This window comes from Bifidobacterium sp. VU/mBH4 (B4), assembly GCF_058199535.1.
In genome coordinates, this window is record NZ_JBVPQJ010000006.1 from 42,444 (window position 1) to 65,198 (window position 22,755).

A 22,755-nucleotide genomic window follows, 5' to 3' on the forward strand; every position below is an offset into this window, starting at 1 on the left:
GGCGGGGGGATTGATACGCCGCCCGGCCGCTCTTACTCGTGCGAAGCGTGAACCAGTTGGTGTTGTTCCCTCCGGTGGCGGCGTGAGGCCAGGACCCCGCCCATGCTTACAGTCCCGGTGATGAGGGCGAGCAGGATGCCTTCCCCGCCTGCCTTGGGGAGTACGCCTGCTGGCAGGTACGTGTATCGGAGGGAGGTGTCGGGCGTTTGGGGTGCGCCGCCCAGCGTGTAGTCCACGCTGACCGTGACCGTGCCCGGCTGGTGTGCGGGAGTTGTCACGGTGACGCTGCTGCCGTCGCCGCGGGTCAGGCCTGACACGGGGGTCTGGTCGAATCTGACGCCGGTGATCACCAGAGCCAGGTTGAACGACACCGGCACAGGAGCCCTTCTTGTGTTTGTAGTGTTGTCGCCGAGCTGGCCATAGTAGTTGTATCCCCATGCCCAGGCGTTGCCGTCGCTGCCCAGGGCCAGCGAATGATAGTATCCGGCGCTGACCTGTGCGGCTTTGAGCCCTTTGCTCGTGTCGGTGGGGCTGGCGGGGTCGCGCACGCGCGCAGGAACAGACGAAGAGCTGTAGCTGTTGTTGCCGAGCTGGCCATTGCCGTTGTATCCCCATGCCCAGGCGTTGCCGTCGCTGCCCACGGCCAGGGAATGATCCCATCCGGCGCTGACCTGCAGGTAGGTGAAGTCCGCTGGCAGGTCCGGGTAGGTCTTCCGGTCGGGCGTCTTCACCCTGACCGGCGTGTACCGGCTGCTGCCTGTCCCGTCGCCGAGCTGGCCACTGCCGTTGTATCCCCATGCCCAGGCGTTCCCGTCGCTGCCCACGGCCAGCGAAAGATGGTATCCGGCGCTGACCTGTGCGGCTTGCAGTCCTTTGCTCGCGTCCCCGGGGCTGGCGGGGTCGCGCACGCGCTCAGGAACAGGATTCACGTCACCGTACCCGCTGGCGGTGTTGTTGCCGAGGTTGCCATACATGTTGCATCCCCAGGCGTAGGCGTATCCGTCGCTGCCCACGGCCAGGGAATGATCCCATCCGGCGCTGACCTGCAGGTAGGTGAAATCCTTTGGCAGGTCCGGGTACGTTTTCCGGTCGGGCGTCTTCACCCTGACCGGCGTGTACCGGCTGCTGCTTGTCCCGTCGCCGAGCCGGCCATTGCCGTTGCGTCCCCAGGCGTAAACGTTGCCGTCGCTGCCCAGGGCCAGCGAATGATCGCTTCCGGCGCTGACCTGCAGGTAGGTGAAGTCCGCTGGCAGGTCCGGGTACGTGTTGCGGTCGGGCGTCTTCACCCTGACCGGCGCATGCCGGTCGGTGCTTGTCCCGTCGCCGAGCTGGCCATTGCCGTTGCGTCCCCAGGCGTAAACGTTGCCGTCGCTGCCCAGGGCCAGCGAATGAGCGCCTCCGGCGCTGACCTGCAGGTAGGTGAAGTCCGCTGGCAGGTCCGGGTACGTCTTCCGGTCGGGCCTCTTCACCCTGACCGGCGTAGTCTGATAGCTGCTGGTTGTCCCGTTGCCGAGCTGGCCTCGGTTGTTGTATCCCCAGGCGTAGGCGTTCCCGTCGCTGCCCACCGCCAAGGAAAAACCAGAGAAAGAAGTGGTATTGTCGTATACTGATGCGCTGATCTGGCTGAATCGTATGCCCCGGCTGGCGCTGTCGGGCGGGGTGATGGTGGCGGGTTCCCTGCCCAGCTGGCTGCCCTTATCAGGGCTGATGCTCCACCTGCTGTTCCGGCCTGCCGGCGTCCAGTGGGCGGCCAGGGTCAGGTCCTTGCCGACGGGCCTGCTGAAATCATAGGCGACCTGACCGGTGAACCAGCCGTCGAACAGGTAGCCTTCCCGCGCCGGGTCTGGGGAGGGGCGCTTCACCCTCCCGTACGGGTAGGGGACATGCTGGTCTGCTGGTTTCGGGCTTCCGCCGCCCGTGTCGAAGCGGACCGTGAACGCGGATCCTGGCTCCGCAGCCCGTGCCAGCGGCTGGTCGACCGTGTACGCAAGGCTCCTGGCGAAAGGCTGCCCGTCCTGCCTGCCCGTGATAAGGATGACGGCCGGCCCCGGCTTGCGGGCGGGCATGTCCGCCTGCCACGAGTCGTTGTACTTAGTAAATTTGAGCGGCTGGCCGTCCAGGCTGGCTGATTCCAGGATGGGCGCCTGCATGGTGTCGAGCCTGACGGGTTTGCCGGGCTGGCCCTGCCCGTCCAGACTCCACCTGTATAGGCTGCCCTGCCTGCTGATGGCGGCGATCCCGCCGCCATCAGCGGCGGCCCGCACGTACTGCTGGCTCCCGTCGTCCGCGCGCTTGGGGGCTTCGCCGGGCTTCCAGGCCCAGACGTGGCCGTGTTTGTCGATGATCGTGGCCTGATTGTCGCTGCTGTTGATTGTGCCGGTTTGCTCGCCGCCGGGCAGGCTGACGATTGTCGGGCTGCTCTTGCCGTCTGGCAGGTACCGGGCCTGCCCGTCCGCGTCCAGGAGGAGGAACCCCTGGTTGAGGGCCTGGGCCTGGACGATACGGGTTTCCGGCTGCTGCTTGACGCGTGCGGTTTTGCCGGTCTTGCTCATCTCCCAGGTCCAGGCTTGTCCGTCCGCGTCCACGATGAGCGCCTGGCTGGCGGAGGCGACGGCGGTGACGGCCTGCGCTTGCCCGGGCAGGCTGGTTGCGGCCTGCTCCAAGAATTTCGGGTTCTGATTCTGGCTGTCGGCCTTGCTGGCCTGATAGGCGTGGACCTGTCCCTGCCGGTCCACCGCCAGCAGGAGGTCATTGTCCGTGCTGATGCTGGTGAACCCGGCATCCTTGCCGGTGTCGAGGATGGCGGGCGTGGGCTGTCCGCTGTTCCAGGTGTATATCCGCTGGTCGGATCCGAGCGCGGCCTGCGATCGGCTGCCGGCTGCGGCCTGCAGGTAGCGGAACCCGTCGGGGGCCTGGGCGGGGGAGGGCATCTGTTTGGGTGTGCCGTCCTGCGTCCAGGTGTAGATGCGGCCGTCGCCGGCCAGGCCGAGGAACCGGTCTCCAGCGGCGTGGATGCTGGCGAACTGAGGCTCCTGCCTGTCGGGCGGGCTGATGGTCAGCCGGGCGCCGGTGGCGGGCCCGTGGTCCGGGCTCAGCGTCCAGTCCGTGGTTTTCGACCACTGGGCTTTCAGGGTCGTGTCCTGGAGGATGGGGGTCCGGAAGTCGAAGGGCTGGCCGTCAAGCGTCCACCCGTCGAACCGGAAGCCGGGTCGCTGAGGATTCTGCTGCGGGGGATCGGCGAGGGTGCCGGTCTTCACGGTCGCCTGTGTTGGCTTGCTGCCGTCGACCGGGTCGAAACGCACTGTGTGCGAAGCCTGAGCATCCGTGTTCTCTGCTGGTTTGGCCTGGGCGGAGCCTGCGCTGCCGGGTGTTCCCGTCGTCGATGACGGGGTTCCTGGTGTGGGGCTTAATGGTGTGGTTGGTTGTATCGGCGAGGGTGTGGGCAGTGGGGTGTCTGGTGCGCTGCTGGGGAGGGTGCCGGGGGTTTGCTCAGCTACGCGAGGGGTCTGACGACCCCCCCCCCCCGGTGAGGATGGGAGCGTCCGCCTGGGCGGATGCGACGCCCAGGCCTGCCAGCATTCCCAGCAGGATGATCGTCATCGCCAGGATGCGACGCAGACGGGAAACCAGATGCATGAAACCAAAACCCCTTCACCAAACACCAAACGGAATCAATTCCGTTTGCCTACTCAAGTTCTGCCTGCCAGCGCCAACCCTGCATCACATCGCAGGAGCCAATGGCGAAGCCAGCCGTCTTCTCGACATCCCCCGCCTTTCACCCTACCACCCAGTCAGAAAACAACACACGACCACAGCAAAGGCAATTGAATACGGCGAGGCCCTGCCTCCTGCTATCTGCAAGAGAACGGGGCCTCATCCTTAAACCGTCAAGAAGAGATCAGCCGGTGTTCTGCAGGCCGGCGGCGACTCCCGAAACGGTGCAGAGGATCAGGTAGATGAAGTCGGCCTGCTGGCTCTTGCTGAGCTCCTCCTTGTCGTTGCGACGACGCAGGGCCCGCAGCGCGCGCACCTGGGTCACCGACAGGGCGTCCACGTAGGGGGAGCGGATCCGGATGGCCTGGCCCAGCACGTGGCGGTGCTGCAGGGGCCACTCGTCGCCTACGATCTGCAGAACCCACTTGCGGGTCAGCTCCATCTCCGAGAGGACCTTCTGGCTCAGGTCGTCCCGGTCGCCCAGGGAGAGGTACATCTTGGCGATGCGCTCGTCGGTCTTGGCCAGGCTCATCTCGATGTTGTCGATGAAGGTGCTGAAGAGCGGCCATTCCTCGTAGGCCTGACGCAGGGTCTCCAGGTCGCCGAACTTCTCGCAGGCGGTGCCCAGGCCGTACCAGGCGGCCAGGTTGATGCGGGCCTGCGCCCAGGAGAAGACCCAGGGTATGGTCCGCAGATCGTCCAGGGACTTGGCGCCCAGACCGCGCTTGGCCGGCCGGGAGCCGATGGGCAGCAGGCCGATTTCGTTCAGGGGCGTCACGATGGAGAACCAGGGGGCGAAGTCCGGCGTGTGCAGCAGGTCCAGGAAGCGCTCGTGGGCGGCTTGGTCCAGCTTGTCGGCCATGTCCGCGTACTTCTCGGTCATGGTGGTGTTGCGCTCCTCCACGCTGGGCGCGGACTGGAGCAGGGTGGCCGCAGCCACGGACTCGATGTGGCGGATGGCCAGGACCGGGTTGCCGTAGCGGGCGAAGATGACCTCGCCCTGTTCGGTCAGCTTGAACCGGCAGTTGACCGAGCCTACAGGCTGGGCCAGCACGGCCCGGTTGGCGGGGCCGCCGCCACGGCCTACGGCGCCGCCGCGTCCGTGGAAGAGGGTCAGGTCGATGCCATGGCTCTCGGCCCACTTGGCGATGCGCTCCTGGGCGGAGTGCAGGGCCAGGGTCGCCGAGACGGGTCCGGCATCCTTGGAGGAGTCGGAGTAGCCCAGCATGACCTCCATCTTGTTGCCCGTCTCCTTGAGCCGGGCCTGGACCTCGGGGATCTTGATGATCTCCTCCAGCACGTCCACCGAATTCTGCAGGTCCTCCAGCTGTTCGAACAGGGGGATCACGTCGATGACCGGCACGTCCTCGGCATGCTCGAAGGCCAGCCGGTTGAGCTCGTAGACGTCCTTGACGTTCTGCGCCGACTTGGTGAAGGAGATGATGTAGCGGCGGGCGGCCTTCTGGCCGTTGCGCTTCTGGATGGCTCCCAGGGCCCGGAAGGTGTCGAGCACCTCGTGGGTCATGGGCTGCAGCTCGCCGCGCTCGCCGTGCAGGCCGTGCTCGCGGATGTCCTCCAGGGCGCGGGCGTGGACCAGGGAGTGCTGGCGGAACTCCATCTCGACCATGTGGAAGCCGAAGGTCTGGGCCTGCCAGATCAGATCCTGCAGGGGGCCGTAGGCCTGACGGGCCGCGCCCGCCTTGGCCAGGGAGTCCTGGACCACGCGCAGGTCGGCGATGAAGTCGTCGCAGTCGGCATACATGAGGTCGGCGTCACGCTGGATGGTGGCCTGCAGGCGGTCGGCGATGACCAGGACCACGGCCCGGTGCAGCTCGTTGTGCGAGATGGTGGTGGCCCGGTCGGTCAGGCGCTCGCTCATCTCCTTCTGGTGGCTCCACAGGCTCCTCAGGTCGGGGCTGGGCGGCGTGGTGGTCACCTCCATGGTCATGTTGCGGCCCACGGTGGTGGTGGCCTTGACCAGGGCCTTGAGCATGTGGTCGGAGAACTTGCGCGCCACCTTGCGCGAGACCTTGGCGGTCACGTTGGGATTGCCGTCGCGGTCGGAGCCGATCCAGCTGCCCGGGTGGAAGAAGGCGGGGCAGACGGGCTTGACCATGCCGGCCTTCTTGCCCAGCATCCAGTCGTCGAAGCGGCGGTAGACCTTGGGAATGGTCTCGAAGAGCGTGGCGTCGAAGATGTCCAGAATGGTGTTGGCTTCCTCGACGGGCGTCGGCTTCTTGGCTGCGATGGGCGAGGTGCGGAAGAGGGCGTCGATCTCGTTGTGCAGCAGACGCTCGTTCTCCTCCAGCTCGGAACCGCCCAGACCGCGGCGAACGGCCAGCAGGTTGGCGATGCGCCGGATCTTGCCCTCCACGGCCTTGCGCCTCGCCTCGGTGGGGTGGGCGGTGAAGACGGGGTGGAACTCCAGCTTCTCCAGCAGCTCCGAGGCCTTGGCCGGGCCCATCTCCTGAAGGAGCTGGCTGTAGGCGCTGGTCATCTCGTTGATGGGGTCGGTGCCCTTGACTTTGAGGTCCACCTTGCCCTCGCGCTCATGCAGGACCTTCACCCGGTAGTTCTCCTCGCAGAGGTTGGCCAGGTGGAAGTAGGTGGTCAGGGCGCGGGCCAGCAGCTGGGAATCCTTGACTGAGGTGTCGTCGATCAGGGCCACGGCCTTGGACAGGCCGTCCTCGTCGGGCACGGGGTCCGAGGGGTGGCGGTTGAAGTGCTCGGCGCTGGCCGTCATCACGTCCTCGCGCAGGGAGTCGAACCGCTTGAGCAGCTGTTGATCGAATTCCCCCAACACATCCCTGAGCAGCCGCAGGCACAAGGCCATGTCCTCATCCAACGATTGAGGCAGCTTGCGTTCCTCCGGCCCCTTGGTCCCGGTGCCGGATGTGACCAGGGTCGCATCGGCAGCCGTGATTTGCTGATTACTGTCTGTCATCAGTCCTCCTTGTCGAATCGCAGGTTGCCCGGTCTTCGACCATTCCACGGCTCCTCCGCGGTTATTGGTGGTCGGCGTTGCAGGCCCACAGCCTTCGGTTCGATGGCTCGCGGCCCATTCTAGGACGCTTTCAGGTCGAATACGTTTCATGGTCCCGTGCGGCGGTGCAAGGGCACGTGACCCGGGTGGAGTATGAATGTGGGTGTGAAATTCAAGAGCAGGAGTTCCAAGGACGGCTATCGCGGCAGGACCGCAGCCGAGGTCAGACGGGTAAGCAAGTACCACACCCACTCCATTCCGCTGGACATGGAGGACATTGAACGCGATTACGACAAGCCCATCGTCGAGGCCTGCATCGCGGCCAAGACCAGCCTGATTGTGCGGGTGGGCATGCTGGAGCTGGGGGCCGGCACGGGAAGCTTCCGCGTGCGCGAGATGATGCACAGGATTGCCTACCCCATGGGCGTGCATGTGCGGGCCGACGTGAACCTGACCGACATCGAGGCCACCTGCACGGATGGCGTGTCTCGGATCACCGAGGTGGTGGACCTGCCCACCACCGGCGTCAACACTGAGCGGATCTGGCTGCTGGAACACTTCGCGGACTGGCTCAGCGTCAAGTGCGGGCAGGCGGGGACCTACCACACCATGACGGTGGTCTCCCGGGAGCTGGTGGACAACCTGGACGAGCCGAACGTCTATGCGGCGGCCCGCAAGGCGGTCAAGGAGGTGCTGGCCCAGGACCAGGATGCGGCCAAGGCGCTCAAGGACGCAGTGGCCACCGCCGTGCACAACGAGGACGAGATCAGCCAGAACCGGATCGATGCAGCGGCCATAGACACCAGGACGGCCGCCGGTCTGGGCACCGTAGGCTCCACGCCTCGGCCGCAGGATTCCAAGGATTCCAAGGCTGCGTCCGGACAATCTGCGTCAACTCAAGGCGAAGCACATGAGAAGGCCAGGTCTTCCGAGGGCGCCGCGTCCCCCGAACAGTCAGTGTCTCCCGACAGGTCTGCGTCTTTCAAAGAGGCCACAGACTCCAAAGAGCCTGCCTCCCCTGACGAGTCCGCATCCTCGCAGACGCGGGCAACGGGTGGCATCACTGTCCGGCAGGCGCACGAACGCCTGGACCTGATCGAGCGACGCAAGCCCCTCTACTCGCCCCTCTTCTCAGGCTTCGCCTCGGCCGTGGCCTGCGCAGCCTTCGTCTTCCTGCTGGGCGGCGGCCCCTATGACATGGCCGGAGCCTTCGTCGGCGCTGGCATAGGCCAGTGGGTGCGCCGTCAGATGCTGGGCAGGCGGATCAACCAGTTCTTCGCCACCGGGGTGGCGGTCATCATCGCCGCCCTGGCCTGCGTCGGCACGCTGAGACTGGTGGGCATCTTCGACCCGGTGGCCCTCAGGCACGACACGGCTTACATCGGCGCCATCCTCTTCGTCATTCCCGGCTTCCCCCTGGTCACCGGCGGCCTGGACATCGCCAAGCTGGACTTCCCCTCGGGGGTGCAGCGCATCACCTACGCCTTCTCGATCATCCTGGTGGCCACGCTGGGCGGATGGGCCGTGGCGCGGATGGTCATGCTCAACCCCCAGGGCTTTGAACCCATGAACCTGAGCCCCTGGCTGATGGCCGGCCTGCGTTTGATTGCGGCCTTCTGCGGGGTCTGGGGCTTCTCGGTCCTCTTCAATTCACCCCAGCGCATGGCCCTGGTGGCCGCCGTCATCGGCGCTCTGACCGACACCATGCGTCTGGAGATGCAGGACCTGCTTCATGTCCCTCCGGAGATGGCCGCCTTTCTGGGCGCTTTCCTGGCCGGCATGCTGGCCACGGTCTGGCGCTCCTCGGTCCGTCACGGCCTGCTGCCGCCCCACCTGGGCTACCCACGAATCAGCCTGACCGTGCCCTCCATCGTCATCATGGTGCCCGGCCTGTATATGTACCGGGCCATGTTCTACCTGGGGCAGTTCAATACGCTCAACGCACTGGACTGGGCCTTCCGGGCCTTCATGGTCATCATCTGCCTGCCCATCGGCCTGGTCACGGCCCGGGTGCTGACCGACCGCTCCTGGCGGTACGACGTCTAGTAGCGCATGCCCATGGCCGAGCGGACCTGATCAAGGGTCTCCTCGGCTATCTGGTTGGCGCGCTTGTTGCCCTCGACCAGGATGTCGCGCACGGCGTCCATGTCCTTGGCCAGCTCGGCCCGACGCTCGCGGTGGGGCGCCAGGAACTCGTTGACCGACTTGGTCACGTAGGCCTTGAGGGCGCCCGAGCCGGCATCGCCGATCTCCTCAGCGATGTCCTCGGGCTTCCGGTCGGTCACCAGGCCGGCTGTGGTCAGCAGGGCGGAGACCTGGGGGCGGTTGACAGGGTCGAAGGTGATCCTGCGCTCGGAGTCGGTGGGCGACTTGCGGATCAGTTTGGCGGTCTCCTCGGCGGTGGCTCCCAGCATGATGGAGTTGCCGTAGGACTTGCTCATCTTGCGTCCGTCCAGACCCGGAATCTCAGGGGTGTCGGACAGGATGGCATCAGGCTCCGGGAAGACCGGGGCCTGGCCGGGGTAACGCTCGTCGAAGCGGCGGGCGATGGTCCGGGTCAGCTCCACATGCGGCAGGTTGTCCTTGCCGATGGGCACGACGTTGGCCTTGCAGAAGAGTATGTCGCAGGCCTGGTGGACCGGGTAGGTCAGCAGCAGGCCGGTCAGGGCGTGTCCGCTGGCCTCCATCTCGGCCTTGACGGTGGGGTTGCGGTGAAGCTCGGCCTCGGTCACCAGGGAGAGGAAGGGCAGCAGCAGCTGGTTCTCCGCCGGGGTGGACGAATGGGTGAAGATCATGGTCTTCCTGGGGTCGATGCCCGCAGCCAGATAGTCCAGCACCAGGTTGAGCACGTTGTCGCGTATGTGCTCGGTGGTGTCCCGGTCGGTGATGACCTGGTAGTCGGCGATGACGATGTTGGTGTGCACGCCGCGATTCTGCATCTGGACGCGCTCGCGGATGGAGCCGAAGTAATGGCCCAGGTGGAGCCTGCCGGTCGGGCGGTCGCCGGTCAGCATGGTGTAGCGGCTGGGATTCTTGTCCAGCTCGGTCAGTACCTGGTCGGACCGGTGCTTGGCGGCTCTGAAGCTGTCGCTGATCTCGTTGCCTGCCGCTGTGACTTCTCCCTGCATGGTCCCACCCTTGCCGTCGTGCCGAATGTCGTTCTGGGAATTGCTTTTATGGTAAAAGTCCGAGCCGACAAGATGCTCAGGTGGTACTCTCATAAATGATGCAAATTCACATTCAAGTTGCCTAAGTGCACGTTACCTGGCGAAGGGGGTCGGATGGGCCGCGGACGTCAGAAGGCTAAGCAGACGAAAATAGCCCGGAAGCTCAAATATCTGACAACGGACACGGATTACGACGAGCTGGCCAAAGAGCTCAGCAGCAAGGAACCCGGAACCAGGGGCAAGGATCCCTTCAAAATGGTTGAAGAGGAGTACTCCAAACCGGATTCGCGCAAATCGGGGGGCCAGGACCCCGAGGATTCCACGGACGATGATCTGGACGATTACGCCCGGTGGGCCGCCGAGGCTGCTGCCAAGGCCACCTCTGGCGAGATGCCGGCCACGCCCAAGCCCCACAAGCGCATACCTATTCCCGTGCCAAGCGCGCTCAAACACCACAAGGACAAGAAGACCGCAGCCAAGGGGTCCGCGAGCAAGTAGCCGGCCTCATACCAGCGGCAGCAGCTCGTGCAGATCGTCTCGCTCGCCCACGGCGCTGATATGCCCGGCGGCGGCTTCTTCGCTCCAGCTGGTGACGCCGGCGGCCAGCCGCAGCCAGACATCCGGGTCCAGTTCGATGACGTCGGGCGGGGTCAGGTTATGCGGGTCGGATGCCGGCCCGTCCAGAATCTTGACGGCCCCCCAAGGCGCCACCCTGACCTCTACGCCGGGGCCGGGGGCCTTGATCTCCAGCATGTGCAGGGAATAGCGGACAGCCATGGCCTTGCTGCGCCTGTCTGTTTGCGGGGCCACTGTCAGCCGGTCGCCCTCCGGGCCCAGATTATTCGCGGCCTCCTTGGCTGCATCGCGCCAGGCCAGAAAATCCCGGCGGCCTTCTTCCATGTCTGCTTCCCGTATGGCACTCATGGCTCCATTGTGACGCGCCGCCCCAACAGGCGTGTCCCAGCAGGCTGCAGCCGGGCCGAATTCAGGCATGAAAAAAAGGAACCCGTTGCCCTCACGTCTTTGACGCTGGGTCGGATTCCTTCCCGACCGGAACGGTCAGGCCTGTGCGCCCGCTTGCAGAGGGGTCTCGGGGTCCTCGGACCCCTTGTCCTCCTCATCCTTGGCCAGGCCCAGGTCGACTGGCGATGAGCTGTTCTCCCACGGCTCCTCCCAGGGATCGTAATCCGGGTTCTGCTGCTTGTATACGAACAGAGCGACAACGCCGGCCAGCAGCGTGCCGAAGAGCAGTGCAAAGAACTTCCAGCCGTTTGAAGATGAATTCTCCATGTTTGGCTCCTTTCGACGACTTTCGTCGGTCCTGCCCACTTCGACCGACCTAGTCAACATCCTAGTAGAAAGCGGCGAACTGTGGGGCGCATCGGTGCCATTGCGGCACGGAAACCGCACACCCCGGGCCGGATGGTCAGGTAAGGTAAGGTTCATGGTCAATGGCATGGGCACCGGTTTCGCAGGCGGAGGGAACGGTCGGGGGCCGCTGGGCTGGATCCGGCGGCACTGGGGTGACCATGCTCCGGTGGTGACCATAGCCATCACCCTGATCTGCATAGTGGCCTGGGTCATCCAGATGGCCCTGTACCTGCTGGCTCCGCTTCGCTACCAGAGGCTTTTGCTGGGCTACTGGGCCTTCGTGCCGATTACGGCCATTCATGAGCCCTGGATGTTCGTGACCAACATATTTCTGCACGCCACCAATGTCTCGCACATACTCTTCAACATGATCACCCTCTGGGTTGTGGGGCCGGTGCTGGAAAATCTGATAGGGCATGGGCGTTTTCTGGCCCTCTATCTGATCAGCGGGCTGGGCGGAGACCTGGGGCTGATGGTTTATGCGGTCCTGGCGCCCAATGGATGGGGCACGTCGGCCATCGGGGCCTCGGGCGCGCTCTTCGGGCTCTTCGCCGCCATCCTGGTGGTCTACCGCCGTCTGGGGATCGACATCGTTTCCATGGTGGTCTGGATGGCCATCAACTTCTGCATGCCCCTGTTTGTGCCCGGCATCGCCTGGCAGGACCATGTGGGCGGATTCATAGTCGGCGGCCTCTTCATGCTGGCCCTGCTGCACATGGGCCGGCCTGGCTCGCGGGTGCATGGCCTGCTCTCCTGGCTGCTGCCCACGCTGATCTTCCTGGCGGCCCTGGTCCTGCTGGCTCTGGGCTGCAACATGGCCAACCCCATGCGCTGAAAATCAGCATCTGACTGCCGACTATCTCGTCTCCGCTTTGGGCCTCGTTATCGGTAAATGACATGGATGTCATCTATCCACATTTGTTGACAATCGTGTGGATAACCTGGGAATAAGTATCCAGAACTGGTGCATATATACCGGTAAAAAGTGGATAAGTGAAGGAAGAACCCAGTCAGCAGAAGGGTTGTGGACGAGTGTCCTAGGAAGTCCACGATGAATTCGGGCGATTGTGGATAACTGTGGCTTGAGTCTGACAACAGTGGATGAAATAGGTGGAGCTGGAGGCTTGAATCCACACATGCCTGACGCTCAGGTGTGGATGGGTATAGGCGGGTACACAAAGAACCCCACAGCCGTGTCTGGACGGTTGCGGGGTTCCTGAAGAACACTGTGGCTGGATCAGTGCCACCACATGGTCATGAGGAAGCCGACCAGCAGAATGCCGAAGCCCACGGCCAGGTTCCAGTTGCCGATGCCGGGGATGGGGAAGACATTGCCCCGGGTGGAGGCGATGTAGTAGACCACGATCCAGATCAGGCCCACCACCATCAGCGTGACGAAGAGAGGCACGAACCAACGTGGATTGGCCTTGGTGCTCTTGATGGTGTCCTCCACGCGGCGGGTGTTCTCCTCCTGACGCTGCACGATGCGGCGCATCTGCGGGGTCATGTGCTTTTTGTCAACGTTCTGGTTGAGCACAGCCTCCACCTTGTCCATGGACAGGCCGTACTCCTCGTCCTCGGCGTCCTCGCCAGTGTCAGCGGTCTTGGCCTCGTCCACCGCCTGGTCCTCGTCATCATGGAGTTGATGCTCTGCCATGAGGTTATTCTCCTTCAGTAGATCTACTAAGCCATAGTAGCGGTTAGACTCGAACGTAATACTATCGCAGATGAGGATGAGGGTATGCCTATGACCAGACGGACGGGACGGCACGGTGCGCGCAGGTCCCTGGTCGGCACAGTGTCCGTGGCTGTGGTGCTGGCCTTGGTCGGGTACATGCTGACCACCAATATCCGTGTCAACAGGACGGTTACGGTCACCTCGGACACGGCCGGGCTGGTGGAGGAGCGCCAGAACAAGGCTGCCGAGCTGCGCAAGGACATCAATGACATGAGCTCGCAGATCAACGCGCTGAAGACCCTTACCGACGACAAGGGCAGCTCGGACCAGTCGCGTGAGGACCCTGGCTCGGGCACGGTGCTCAAGGCCGTCCAGGGGCCGGGGCTGACGGTGACCCTCAACGATTCCCCGCTCTGGCAGCAGAAGGTGGGGTCCGACGGGTCGACGGCCAACATCAATGATTACGTCATCCACCAGCAGGATGTGGAGAGCGTGGTCAATGCGCTTTGGGCCGGGGGAGCCGAGTCCATGCGGATCCAGGATCAGCGGGTGCTGCCCACCACGGCCGTGCGATGCGTGGGCAATGTGCTGCTGCTGCACGGCCGAAAGTACTCGCCGCCATATAAGATTTCAGCCATAGGACCAGTCGATCGGATGACCAAGTCCCTGAATGCTTCGCCATCCATCCGCGTTTACAAGGAGTATGTGAATACGGTGGGTCTGGGTTGGAATGTCGAATCTTCGGACAATCTGAGATTCCCTGAGACGACGGCTGTCCTGCAGCCACTCCAGTACGCATCGCTAGATGAGAAGGCACGGTAAATGACGACAGAGGACGCGGAGAACGACAAGACGTCGGCCGACAAGCCGGCGGCCGATAAGCCGGCGGATAAGCGACGAACCTGGCTGGTGGGCATTGCAGAAATCGTAGGGGAATTGCTGATTACCCTGGCCGTCATCTGCGCCCTCTACGTGGTCTGGCAGCTCTGGTGGACCGGCGTGCAGTCCGAGCATCAGCAGTTGCAGGCACGCGCCTCGACCTCCTGGAGCAACCCAGGATCGGGCGACTCCCGCAAGGTGGCCAAGCCGCAGAAAGGGGCGCCGCCGGTGCAGCCCAAGCAGGCCTCCGAGGGTGAACTGATGGCCCAGGCCTACATTCCTCGGTTTGGGCAGCATTGGGAGCGCAACGTGGTTCAGGGCACGTCACCCCGAGAGTTGGCCTACGCGGGGCTGGGGCACTACCCCAATACGCAGATGCCGGGCGAGATGGGCAACGTGGCCATAGCCGGACACCGTGCCGGCTATGGTGAGCCGCTGGGCCATGTGGACGAGCTGCGAGTGGGCGACGCCATCGTTCTGCGCACCAAGGATTACTGGTACGTCTACCACTACACCCGCTACAAGATCGTCTCGCCTGAAGAGGTGAGCGTCATCGCCCCCAACCCTTATTCACCCAGCGACGCTCCTGATCGGCGCATGATCACGCTGACCACCTGCGAGCCCAAGTACACCACGGCCACCCATCGGTGGATCAGCTGGGGCGAATTCGGCTACTGGGCCAAGGTGTCCGACGGCGTGCCCAAGGAACTGCTGGGCGACCGGGGCAGCAACGTGGCCTTCGCCGACGACAAGGGTTCGATCATGGCCAGGCTGGGCTCTCTGCAGCCGGTCTTCCTGGTTTTGGCAGCAGCCTATCTGATCATCTACCTGGCGGCACTGGCTGCCTGGCGTTACCCCTTGCTGAAGCAGATTCGCAAGGGCGAGAAGCCCCAGCCCATGATCAGCCTCTACGGCTGGCTGTTGCGGCACCAGTCCGGCATAGCCCCGATTCGATGGCTTCTGCTGATTCTGCTTCTGCTGGCTCTGGTCTGTGCCCTGATGGAATGGGGCTTCCCATGGCTGGCCAGCAACGTGCCCATGCTCAGACAGATGTCCAACTACTCCACCTTCTGATCTAGACGGCATAGCAAGAGCGGCGGGGCCGCAGGATCCAATGTGATCCTGCGGCCCCGCCGCTTATTGGTGCCATGTCTTGCCGACTGCCGGCAGTGATTGCCCTGGTTTATCTAAGACACCACGGTGGCCATGGTCTGAAAGGCGCCGCTATATTCACCCCGTACTCATGCTGCCCGGCCTTATATGACCCAACATATGGCCCCGGCGGCAGGACGGTGCCCGCCGGGGCCATATCAGGTCAGTTGGCGGAGCTGATGGTGGTCACCGTGATGGGTGTGTTGTCGTCCACCCTGCTTCCCGCCGCTGGGTTTACAGCGGTCACCTTGTCCGTGTCCTTGCCGATGGAGGTGATCCTGTCGGCGCTGACACCGCTGTTGGTCAGCTTCTGCCGGTAGCTGCCCAAGGTCTCGCCCTGGGAGAAGGGCGGGATGCGGATGGCTGTGGTCAGGGTGATGGTGTCCTTGGACTTGTCGAAGGAGGCGCCTGCGGCAGGATCCTGGCCGGTGACCTCGGCGTTGTCGTTGTCAGGGCCGTTGACCGTGATCTTGACCCCCTGGCCCAGGGTGCGCTTGGCTTCGCCCAGGGTCATACCGATGTAGTTGCCCAACTGCATGCCGTTGCTGACGGTGACCGTGATCATGGCTCCCTGCTGGACGGAGGACCCGGCAGCCGGATCGGTGCTGATGACCATATCCTTGGCCACGGTGTTGGAGGCCTGCTCGCGGATGGTGATGTTGAAGTGCAGACTCTGCAGGGTCTTGGTTGCGTCGTCCTTGCTCTTGCCAGACAGATCAGGCACCTTGGTCATGCCCGAGGAGATGTAGATCAGGATGCTGGTTCCCTTGGCCACGCTCTGGCCTGCGGCGGGATCCGTGCGGGTCACATGGTCCTTGGGCACGTCCTGGCTGTCTTCCACCGAGGCTGCTGGGGAGACCTTGAATCCGGCCTTCTCCAGGGTTCTGCGGGCCTCCTGCTGGTTCATGCCCTTGACGTCGGGAATGGCTGTGTCCTTGGGCCCGGAGGAGAACCAGACGGTCACTGTGGAGCCTCTGGGAGCCATGCTTCCGCCCTTGGGGCTTTGCTTGGTGAAGGTCCCCTTGGGCTCGGCCGAGTCGTGGTCCTCCTTCTCCTGGTAGTGGAAGCCTGCGGCGGTGACCTTCTCGCGGGCGAGGATCCGTGACATCTGCGCGTTGATGGTAGGCACCTCGGCCATCTGATGATGGTTCCGGTTCACGACCGTCCAGAGTCCCAGCCCGGCGGCTACCAGAAGCAGGGCTCCCAGGACGGCGCCGATGATGATCTTCTTGCGCTTTTTGGCCTTCTGCTGGGCCGTCTTGGCGGCTGTGCGCTCAGCTGTGGCTACGCCGGTGGCAGCAGGGTTGAGTGAATCCTGGACGGGGTTGAAGGCCTGGGTGGCGGCCGTCTCCTCTTCGGTCAGCGGCATGGTGGCCGTTTCGGTCCCCTGCTCGGCATCCTTGCGGGCCTTGACGTTGGCCAGGTCGGTCAGCGGGTTGAAGGCGGCAGCCACCGGGGTCCCGCCGTTCATGAAGGCCAGGATGTCGCTCTTGAAGGCGGAGGCCGTGGCATACCGGTTCTGCCGGTCCTTGGCCATGGCCTTGGCGCAGATGGAGTCCCACATCTTCGGCAGGCCGGGCACGATGCTGCTGGGCGGGGTGGCCACCTCGGTGACGTGCTGGTAGGCGATGGCCACGGCCGAATCCCCGTTGAAGGGCGGCCGTCCGGTCAGCATCTCGTAGAGGACGCAGCCGGCCGAGTAGAGGTCGGAGCGCATGTCCACGCTCTCGCCGCGGGCCTGCTCGGGGCTCAGGTACTGGGCCGTGCCCACCACGCCCTGGGACTGGGTCATCGTGGCGGCCGAATCGTCCATGGCCCGGGCGATGCCGAAGTCCATGACCTTGACGATGCCCTGCTCCGAGATCATGATGTTGCCGGGCTTGATGTCCCGGTGGATGACCCCCATGTGGTGGGAGTAGTCCAGGGCGCTCAGCATGCCCAGCATGACCTGCTCGCTGTCGCGCTGGCTCAGGGCGCCGTTCTCCTTGAGGATGGACCGCAGGGTCTGGCCCTTGACGTACTCCATGACCAGGTAGGGCACCCGCTCATGGTTGCCCTGGTCGTCGGTCAGTATCTCCTCGCCCGAGTCGTAGATGGAGACGATGTTGGGGTTGTTGAGCAGGGCGACCGAGTGGGCCTCCCGCCGGAACCGCGAGAGGAAGACTTCGTCGTTGGCCAGATCGGACCGCATGATCTTGACCGCGACGGTCCTTCCCAAACGTGTGTCCACAGCCTTGTGGACCTCGGCCATGCCACCGCGTCCGATCAGCTGTCCCAGACGGTATCGTCCGTCCGCTAGGGACGGCGGCAGTGTGATGCTCATAGGGTATCCCCTCCGTTCGTCGCTTCAAGGCCGCGCTGTGCGCTTCCTTCTCCATAGTGCCCCCAGAAGGGCCTGAAGATGTCTTTTACCGCGTGCGGCCTGCTCATGATCCGCCTAGGCATGGGCGCGCGCGGGTCGATGACTTCGGTCTCGCCCACCTGCTGGTCCAGCAGCCGTTGTTCGATCCTGGCCAGTGTGTGCGAGACCACCAGTGCATTCGCCGGGCGGTCCCGCGGGTCCTTGGCCAGCATGGACATGACGAAGTTCATGAGTTGGTTGTCTACCGAGTCGGGCAGCGGCGGCACAGGGTCGTTGACGTGTGCTGCGGCGATGTCCACCGGGGTGGCGCCGGTGAAGGGTCGGTGCCCGCAGAGCCCCTCGTAGGCCACCACGCCCAGGGAGTAGATGTCTGACTGGGGCGTGGCCTGGAGGCCCTGGGCCTGCTCGGGCGAGATGTACTGGGCCGTGCCCACCACCATGCCATCCTGGGTGATCTGCCCCTGGTTGGTGGAGTAGGAGACCCCGAAGTCGGTGATCTTGACCTCGCCGGTGTCGGAGACCATGATGTTGGCCGGCTTGACGTCCCGGTGGATGACACCGTGGGAGTGGGCCACGTAGAGCCCCCGGGCCGTCTGGATCAGGATGGGCAGCAGCTCGATGGGGTCTAGGGCGCCCCGGTCCCGGTAGATGTCGGCCAGGGATTGGCTGGGCACGTATTCCATGATCAGGAACCCGATGCCGTCGTGTTCGTAGTACTCGAAGAGAGCGGCGATGTTGGGGTGGGCCAGGTTGGCGGAATTGTGCGCCTCGGCCCGTAGCCTCAGCAGCTTGGACTCCTCGTTGGTCAGGTCCTCGCGCAGGGCCTTGATGGCTACCACGCGGCCCAGTTCGATGTCATAGCCCTTCCAGACCTCGCCCATGCCCCCTTGGGCCAGGCGGCGGTCCAGACGGTACCGTCGATGGATGAGCTGTCCCTGTACCAGTTTCACTTGGCAGCCTCCTGCATGACGCGTTTCATGATCGGCCCGGCGATCTCCATGCCATAGGAGGAGATGCCATGCACCACGACGGCAACAGCCACCTTGGGGTTATCGGCCGGGGCGAATCCTACCATCCACCCGTCATTTGCCGCATTGCCCGCGCCGATCTGGGCCGTGCCGGACTTGGCCGCCACCTGCATGCCGGGGATGGCCAGCTCCGGGTAGCTCTTGGTGGTCACCGCATCCATCATGGTGGTCAGCGCCTTGGCGGTGTCCGTGGAGAAGGCCTGCGAGTAGACCGAGGGCGTGGTTTCGCTGATGACGCTCAGATCGCTGGAGCGCACCCGGTCAACCAGGGTCGGCTGCATGAGCTTGCCGCCGTTGGCCACGGCGGCGACCGTCATGGCCGCCTGCATGGGGGTGGACAGGGTGTCCCCCTGGCCGATGGAGGCCAGGGCGAGCCGGTCCTGGGACTGGTCCTCGGGGAACTTGGAGGCCACAGCCTTCATGGGCCGGCCTGTGGAGTTGGTTCCGTCCAGGGTGATGGTGGAGCCGTAGCCGAACTTGCGGGCCTGCTCGGCCAAGGCCTTGCCGCCCAGGCTGACCCCCAGCTGGGCGAAGGCGGTGTTGGAGGAGTAGGCCAGGGCGTTCTCCATGCTGATCCTGCCGTTGACCCCGTTGCCCGTGGCTGTGGCGTTGGTCAGGTTGTAGTTGGTGCCGGGCAGGGTGTATGAGGCTCCTGCCGGCAGCTGGCTGTCGGGGTGGTACTGACCGGACTCCAGGGCGGCGGCGGCCACGACCACCTTGAAGGTGGACCCGGGCGGATACAGCTGCGAGGTGGCCCGGTTGAGCATGGGGTTGTCTGAGCGGGAGGCCAGCTTCTGGTAGGCCTGGGAGGCATCGCCGCTGTCGTGGGCGGTCAGGTCGCCGGGGTTGTAGCTCGGCGTGCTGACCATGGCCAGGATGCGGCCGGTGGAGGGCTCGATGGCCACCACCGATCCGGACAGGTTGCCCAGCATGTCATAGGCCGCTTCCTGCATGCCGGGATTGATGGAGGTCTCGATGGATGCGCCCTTGTTCTGGGTGCCGGTGAAGAGGGACTTGAGCCGGTCCATCCACAGGCTGTCCGACTGGCCGCTCAGCAGACGGTCGCGCGAGGCCTCGATTCCCCGGTCGGCCGGGCTGGTGATGGAGTAGTAGCCGGTGATGGGCGAGTAGATGCCCCCCTTGTTGTAGTGCCGCTGGTACTGGAAGGAGTCGTTGATGGGGTCGGACTGGGCAATGACGGCGCCGTCCGAGGTCAGGATGGCCCCCCTGGGTGCCGCATACTCGTGGTAGAGGGCGCGCAGATTTCGCGGATCCGAGTTCAGGCTCCCGGCCCGGATCACCATGATGATGGAGCTGGAAAGCCCCAGGATGACGAAGAGGACGATGACGGCGTTGAAGAGTTGACGCAGGGCCTTGTTCACTGTCCACCTCCTCGCACCTGGCGGGCGGGAATGCGTCCGGTGGCTGGCAGGTCGGTCTCCTCGTCCTGGTTCGAATCGTTTTGGTCCGAGTCGTCCTGTCCGCTGCGCTTGCTGGTCTCCTGCTGGCGCAGGACGGCCAGGGCCTCGTACTTGAAGGTGTCTGAGCTGACCTCGGGCGCCGGCTTGTTGGCCGCGTTGGAGATGATGATCAGCAGGACGGCCAGGATGCAGTTGGCTACCAGGCTTGAGCCGCCCGCCGCCATGTAGGGCATGGTCAGGCCGGTCAGGGGGATCACCAGGGTGATGCCGCCCACCACGGTGAAGACCTGGAAGGCCATGGTGAAGACCAGGCCGGAGGCCAGGAGCTTGCCGAAGCCGTCCTTGATCTTCATGGCCGTGATCATGCCCGAGGCCACGATGACCAGGTAGAGGGCCAGGACCACCAGCAGGCCGCTCAGCCCCAGCTCCTCGCCGACCGAGGTGTAGATGAAGTCGGAGTTGGCCAGGGGGGTGATCCAGGGGCGTCCCTGGCCCAGGCCGGTGCCGGTCAGCCCGCCGGCGGCCAGGCCGAAGATGCCGCGCACCAGCTGGCCGGACCCGCCGAAGGCCTTGCTGAACTCAGCGTCGCTGAAGGGGTGCAGCCAGGCGTCCACGCGGGCGCCCACATGGGCGAAGATCATGGATGCGGCCACGGCCCCGATGACGAAGAAGACCGAGCCGATGGCGATCCAGCTGGTGCGGCCGGTGGCCACATAGAGCATGGAGACGAACATGGCGAAGTACATCAGCGAGGTGCCCAGGTCATGCTGGATGACCAGGACGGCCAGCGAAATAAGCCAGACGATGATGATGGGGCCCAGATCCTTGATTCGGGGCATCCGCATGCCCAGCACCTTCTTGCCGCCCACGGCCAGCTGGTCTCGGTGGTCGAACAGGTAGGCGGCGAAGAAGAAGGCCAGGAAGAGCTTGGCGAATTCGCCGGGCTGCAGGGTATGCGACCCTACGCCGATCCAGATGCGGGCGCCGCCGATCTCGCGGCCGATGCCGGGAAGCATGGGCGACAGGAGCAGGACCAGGCCCACTACCATGCTCACATAGGAGAAGCGTCGCAGCAGCCTGTAGTCCCGCAGCAGCACCACCAGCAGTCCGCACAGGACCAGGGCCAGACACAGCCAGATCAGCTGAGTGAAGCCCACTCGTGTGGGTTGGCCGATCCGGGCGTTGCGCAGATCTATGCGAGTGATCAGGGTGATGCCCAGCGAGCTCAGAATGACGATGCTGGGCAGGATGGCCTGGCTGCCATAAGGCTGGAAAATCTCCAAGAGGACCCAGAGGGCGATGAAGAGGGCAGCGGTGACTGCCAGCAGGGCAGCGTAGTCTCCAGGGAAGCGGCCCGCCGAACGGGCGAACATCTGGAAGAAGCCGATGAACCCCACCAGCAGGGAGAAGAGCAGAAGGCCTATGCGGCGCAGACGGATGGCGATCATGACGAGTGCCGCCCGTCCTGGCTGGTTTTCGACGGGGAGGGTGAGGCGGAGGGGGAAGCAGCAGTCTTGGCGTGTTCGCGCTTGAGGTCACGGGCCTCCTTGCGGATCAGATTGGCGTGCTCCTGGGCGTCATCCATGCTGGAGACGGTGATGCCCTCTTCCAACTGGTCGCGCCAGGACTGGGGCAGCCCCTTGACGGCGATGTCCGTGGTCTGCACCGGGTGGGACAGCGAGAGGGCGAAGGCCTTGGTGGGCACACCCTGGTAGATGACCACACGGCCCTGATCCGTGCCCAGGTAGTACTGTTCCTGGCTCCAGCGATAGGCGGCCGCCGTGCCTCCGGCCAGGGCCAGGACCACCAGGGTGATGATGCCGGCCAGGATCAGCCGAATTCTCCGGTGCCGGGAGCGCTGGCGCTTGCGCTGCTCCAGGTGCTCCTTGTGGATGGCGTCAGCCACGTCGGGGTCGTAGGGGTCGGCTGAAGCCGAACCGTCCTTCTTGCGGACGACGGGGATCTCGCTGGTGTCGGGCACATGCCGTTCGCCACTCTCCTCGCGGGCCGCCGAAGGCTGGGCGGTGCGGCCGTCTTCGTCCTCGTCCTCCTGCTTGGCGATATCCCGGTCCTGGGTCAGATCGGCGGCACGCTTGGCGGGGGACTCCCGGGACTGGTCGCGCAGGCGCGGTGCAGCCGCTACGGGCTCATCCAGGATGTCGGCCAGGGCCTCCAGGTTGGAGCTGGCTGCGCCGCCGACCAGAGGGGTCTGATGGGGCAGGTCAAAGGCATCGGCGTCCAAGGCCAGCGTGGCATCGGCGATGACCACGGTCACGTTGTCGGTGCTGCCGGCTTTCAGGGCGAAGGTGACCAGCTGCTGGGCGCACTCCGCCTGGTCCGAGACCGTGGACAGCACCTCGGCGATGGTCGAATCCTCCAGAACGCCGCAGAGGCCGTCCGAGCAGATCATCCAGCGGTCTGCAGGCAGGGCCTTGGTGATGGAGATGTCCGGGCGGGGGTCGATGTCGAAGTCACCCAGGACACGCATGACTACGTTGCGCTGAGGGTGGTTGCGGGCCTCAGACGGGGAGATGCGGCCGGTGTCGATCAGGTGCTGCACGTAGGAGTGGTCCTGGGTCATCCGGATCAGCTTGCCATCCCGCAGGAGGTAGCCCCGGGAGTCCCCGATATGGGCCAGCACCCAGGAGTCGTCGGCCAGAGCCAGGGCCGTGACCGTGGTGCCCATGCCTGACAGGCGGTGTTCGCGCTTGGCCTTGCCCACGATGGCGTCATGGGCCGCGATGACCGAGGTCTCCATCATCCGAGCCAGGGACTGCACGTCCTGCTCACGGTCGTCGCGTTCGATGTGGGCCAGGGATCGGATGGCTATGGTCGAGGCCGTATCCCCGCCTGCGTGGCCGCCCATGCCGTCGCACATGGCCACCAGGCGCTCGCCGGCGAAGGCAGAATCCTGGTTGTTGCTGCGCACGTACCCCACGTCTGAAACCGCCGTGGAGTAGAGGAACAGCTTTTGGCTCGCATCGTTCCTGGTCATGGGCG

Annotated in this window: 15 protein-coding genes and 1 pseudogene; 5 read left to right on the forward strand and 11 right to left on the reverse strand. The window is 64.6% G+C overall.

The genetic code is table 11. The features are described from left to right. Nucleotides 1–32: 32 nt before the first annotated feature. Together AC0AII_RS07495 and AC0AII_RS07500 are read right to left on the reverse strand one after the other, a co-directional pair. Nucleotides 33–3,636 (reverse strand): annotated as a pseudogene (locus tag AC0AII_RS07495) (RCC1 domain-containing protein). 262 nt (nt 3,637–3,898) lie between these two features. Further along, a complete protein-coding gene (locus tag AC0AII_RS07500) occupies nt 3,899–6,658 on the reverse strand; it encodes a phosphoenolpyruvate carboxylase (protein ID WP_490446684.1) in 2,760 nt (919 codons plus the stop codon). 306 nt (nt 6,659–6,964) lie between these two features. Between AC0AII_RS07500 and AC0AII_RS07505 the strand changes: the two genes are divergently transcribed. Then, a complete protein-coding gene (locus tag AC0AII_RS07505; RefSeq protein WP_490446719.1) occupies nt 6,965–8,743 on the forward strand; it encodes a threonine/serine exporter family protein in 1,779 nt (592 codons plus the stop codon). On the opposite strand, the gene trpS is transcribed toward AC0AII_RS07505, so the two are convergent. Then, complete coding sequence (gene trpS / locus AC0AII_RS07510) at nt 8,740–9,825, reverse strand: tryptophan--tRNA ligase (protein ID WP_490446720.1); 1,086 nt, start codon at nt 9,823–9,825, stop codon at nt 8,740–8,742. The two genes, AC0AII_RS07505 and trpS, sit on opposite strands and share 4 nt — an antisense overlap. 153 nt (nt 9,826–9,978) lie before the next feature. Between trpS and AC0AII_RS07515 the strand changes: the two genes are divergently transcribed. Next, nucleotides 9,979–10,362 (forward strand): DUF3073 domain-containing protein, encoded by a 384-nt coding sequence (locus AC0AII_RS07515; protein ID WP_024627535.1) that lies wholly within the window; start codon nt 9,979–9,981, stop codon nt 10,360–10,362. A 6-nt stretch (nt 10,363–10,368) separates the two neighbouring features. On the opposite strand, the gene AC0AII_RS07520 is transcribed toward AC0AII_RS07515, so the two are convergent. Then, nucleotides 10,369–10,788 carry a sterol carrier family protein gene (locus AC0AII_RS07520; protein ID WP_045923787.1) on the reverse strand — a complete coding sequence of 140 codons (420 nt, stop codon included), beginning with the start codon at nt 10,786–10,788 and terminating at the stop codon, nt 10,369–10,371. Nucleotides 10,789–10,923: 135 nt separating this feature from the next. Beyond that, nucleotides 10,924–11,154: a hypothetical protein gene (locus AC0AII_RS07525; protein WP_015021110.1), complete on the reverse strand. Its 231-nt coding sequence runs from the start codon at nt 11,152–11,154 to the stop codon at nt 10,924–10,926. A gap of 154 nt (nt 11,155–11,308) precedes the next feature. Between AC0AII_RS07525 and AC0AII_RS07530 the strand changes: the two genes are divergently transcribed. After that, the gene (locus AC0AII_RS07530; protein ID WP_232342027.1) at nt 11,309–12,070 is read left to right on the forward strand and encodes a rhomboid family intramembrane serine protease; all 762 of its coding nucleotides are present in this window, start codon (nt 11,309–11,311) and stop codon (nt 12,068–12,070) included. Nucleotides 12,071–12,472: 402 nt separating this feature from the next. Here the strand turns inward: AC0AII_RS07530 and crgA are convergent, their stop codons facing one another. Further along, nucleotides 12,473–12,892, reverse strand: coding sequence for a cell division protein CrgA (gene crgA, locus AC0AII_RS07535; RefSeq protein ID WP_024627538.1), 420 nt, complete (start codon nt 12,890–12,892; stop codon nt 12,473–12,475). A 90-nt stretch (nt 12,893–12,982) separates the two neighbouring features. On the opposite strand from crgA, the gene AC0AII_RS07540 reads away from it, so the two are divergent. Together AC0AII_RS07540 and AC0AII_RS07545 are read left to right on the forward strand one after the other, a co-directional pair. After that, the gene (locus tag AC0AII_RS07540; protein WP_101431771.1) at nt 12,983–13,735 is read left to right on the forward strand and encodes a DUF881 domain-containing protein; all 753 of its coding nucleotides are present in this window, start codon (nt 12,983–12,985) and stop codon (nt 13,733–13,735) included. After that, entirely contained in the window at nt 13,736–14,866 is a 1,131-nt protein-coding gene (locus tag AC0AII_RS07545) for a class E sortase (RefSeq protein WP_490446685.1), read from the forward strand. Nucleotides 14,867–15,107: 241 nt separating this feature from the next. Here AC0AII_RS07545 and pknB read toward each other — a convergent pair whose 3' ends face one another. From pknB to AC0AII_RS07570, 5 genes are read right to left on the reverse strand one after another with little or no spacing between them, the layout of a single operon-like run. Further along, complete coding sequence (pknB, locus tag AC0AII_RS07550; protein WP_490446686.1) at nt 15,108–17,267, reverse strand: Stk1 family PASTA domain-containing Ser/Thr kinase; 2,160 nt, start codon at nt 17,265–17,267, stop codon at nt 15,108–15,110. Then, the gene (locus tag AC0AII_RS07555; protein WP_490446687.1) at nt 17,264–18,256 is read right to left on the reverse strand and encodes a serine/threonine-protein kinase; all 993 of its coding nucleotides are present in this window, start codon (nt 18,254–18,256) and stop codon (nt 17,264–17,266) included. The genes pknB and AC0AII_RS07555 overlap by 4 nt, the downstream gene beginning before the upstream one ends. After that, nucleotides 18,253–19,716 (reverse strand): peptidoglycan D,D-transpeptidase FtsI family protein, encoded by a 1,464-nt coding sequence (locus AC0AII_RS07560; RefSeq protein WP_490446688.1) that lies wholly within the window; start codon nt 19,714–19,716, stop codon nt 18,253–18,255. The genes AC0AII_RS07555 and AC0AII_RS07560 overlap by 4 nt, the downstream gene beginning before the upstream one ends. Beyond that, nucleotides 19,713–21,203: an FtsW/RodA/SpoVE family cell cycle protein gene (locus tag AC0AII_RS07565; protein WP_490446689.1), complete on the reverse strand. Its 1,491-nt coding sequence runs from the start codon at nt 21,201–21,203 to the stop codon at nt 19,713–19,715. The genes AC0AII_RS07560 and AC0AII_RS07565 overlap by 4 nt, the downstream gene beginning before the upstream one ends. Continuing rightward, nucleotides 21,200–22,750, reverse strand: coding sequence for a PP2C family protein-serine/threonine phosphatase (locus AC0AII_RS07570; protein WP_490446690.1), 1,551 nt, complete (start codon nt 22,748–22,750; stop codon nt 21,200–21,202). Before AC0AII_RS07570 ends, AC0AII_RS07565 begins: the two co-directional genes overlap by 4 nt. Nucleotides 22,751–22,755: the final 5 nt, after the last annotated feature.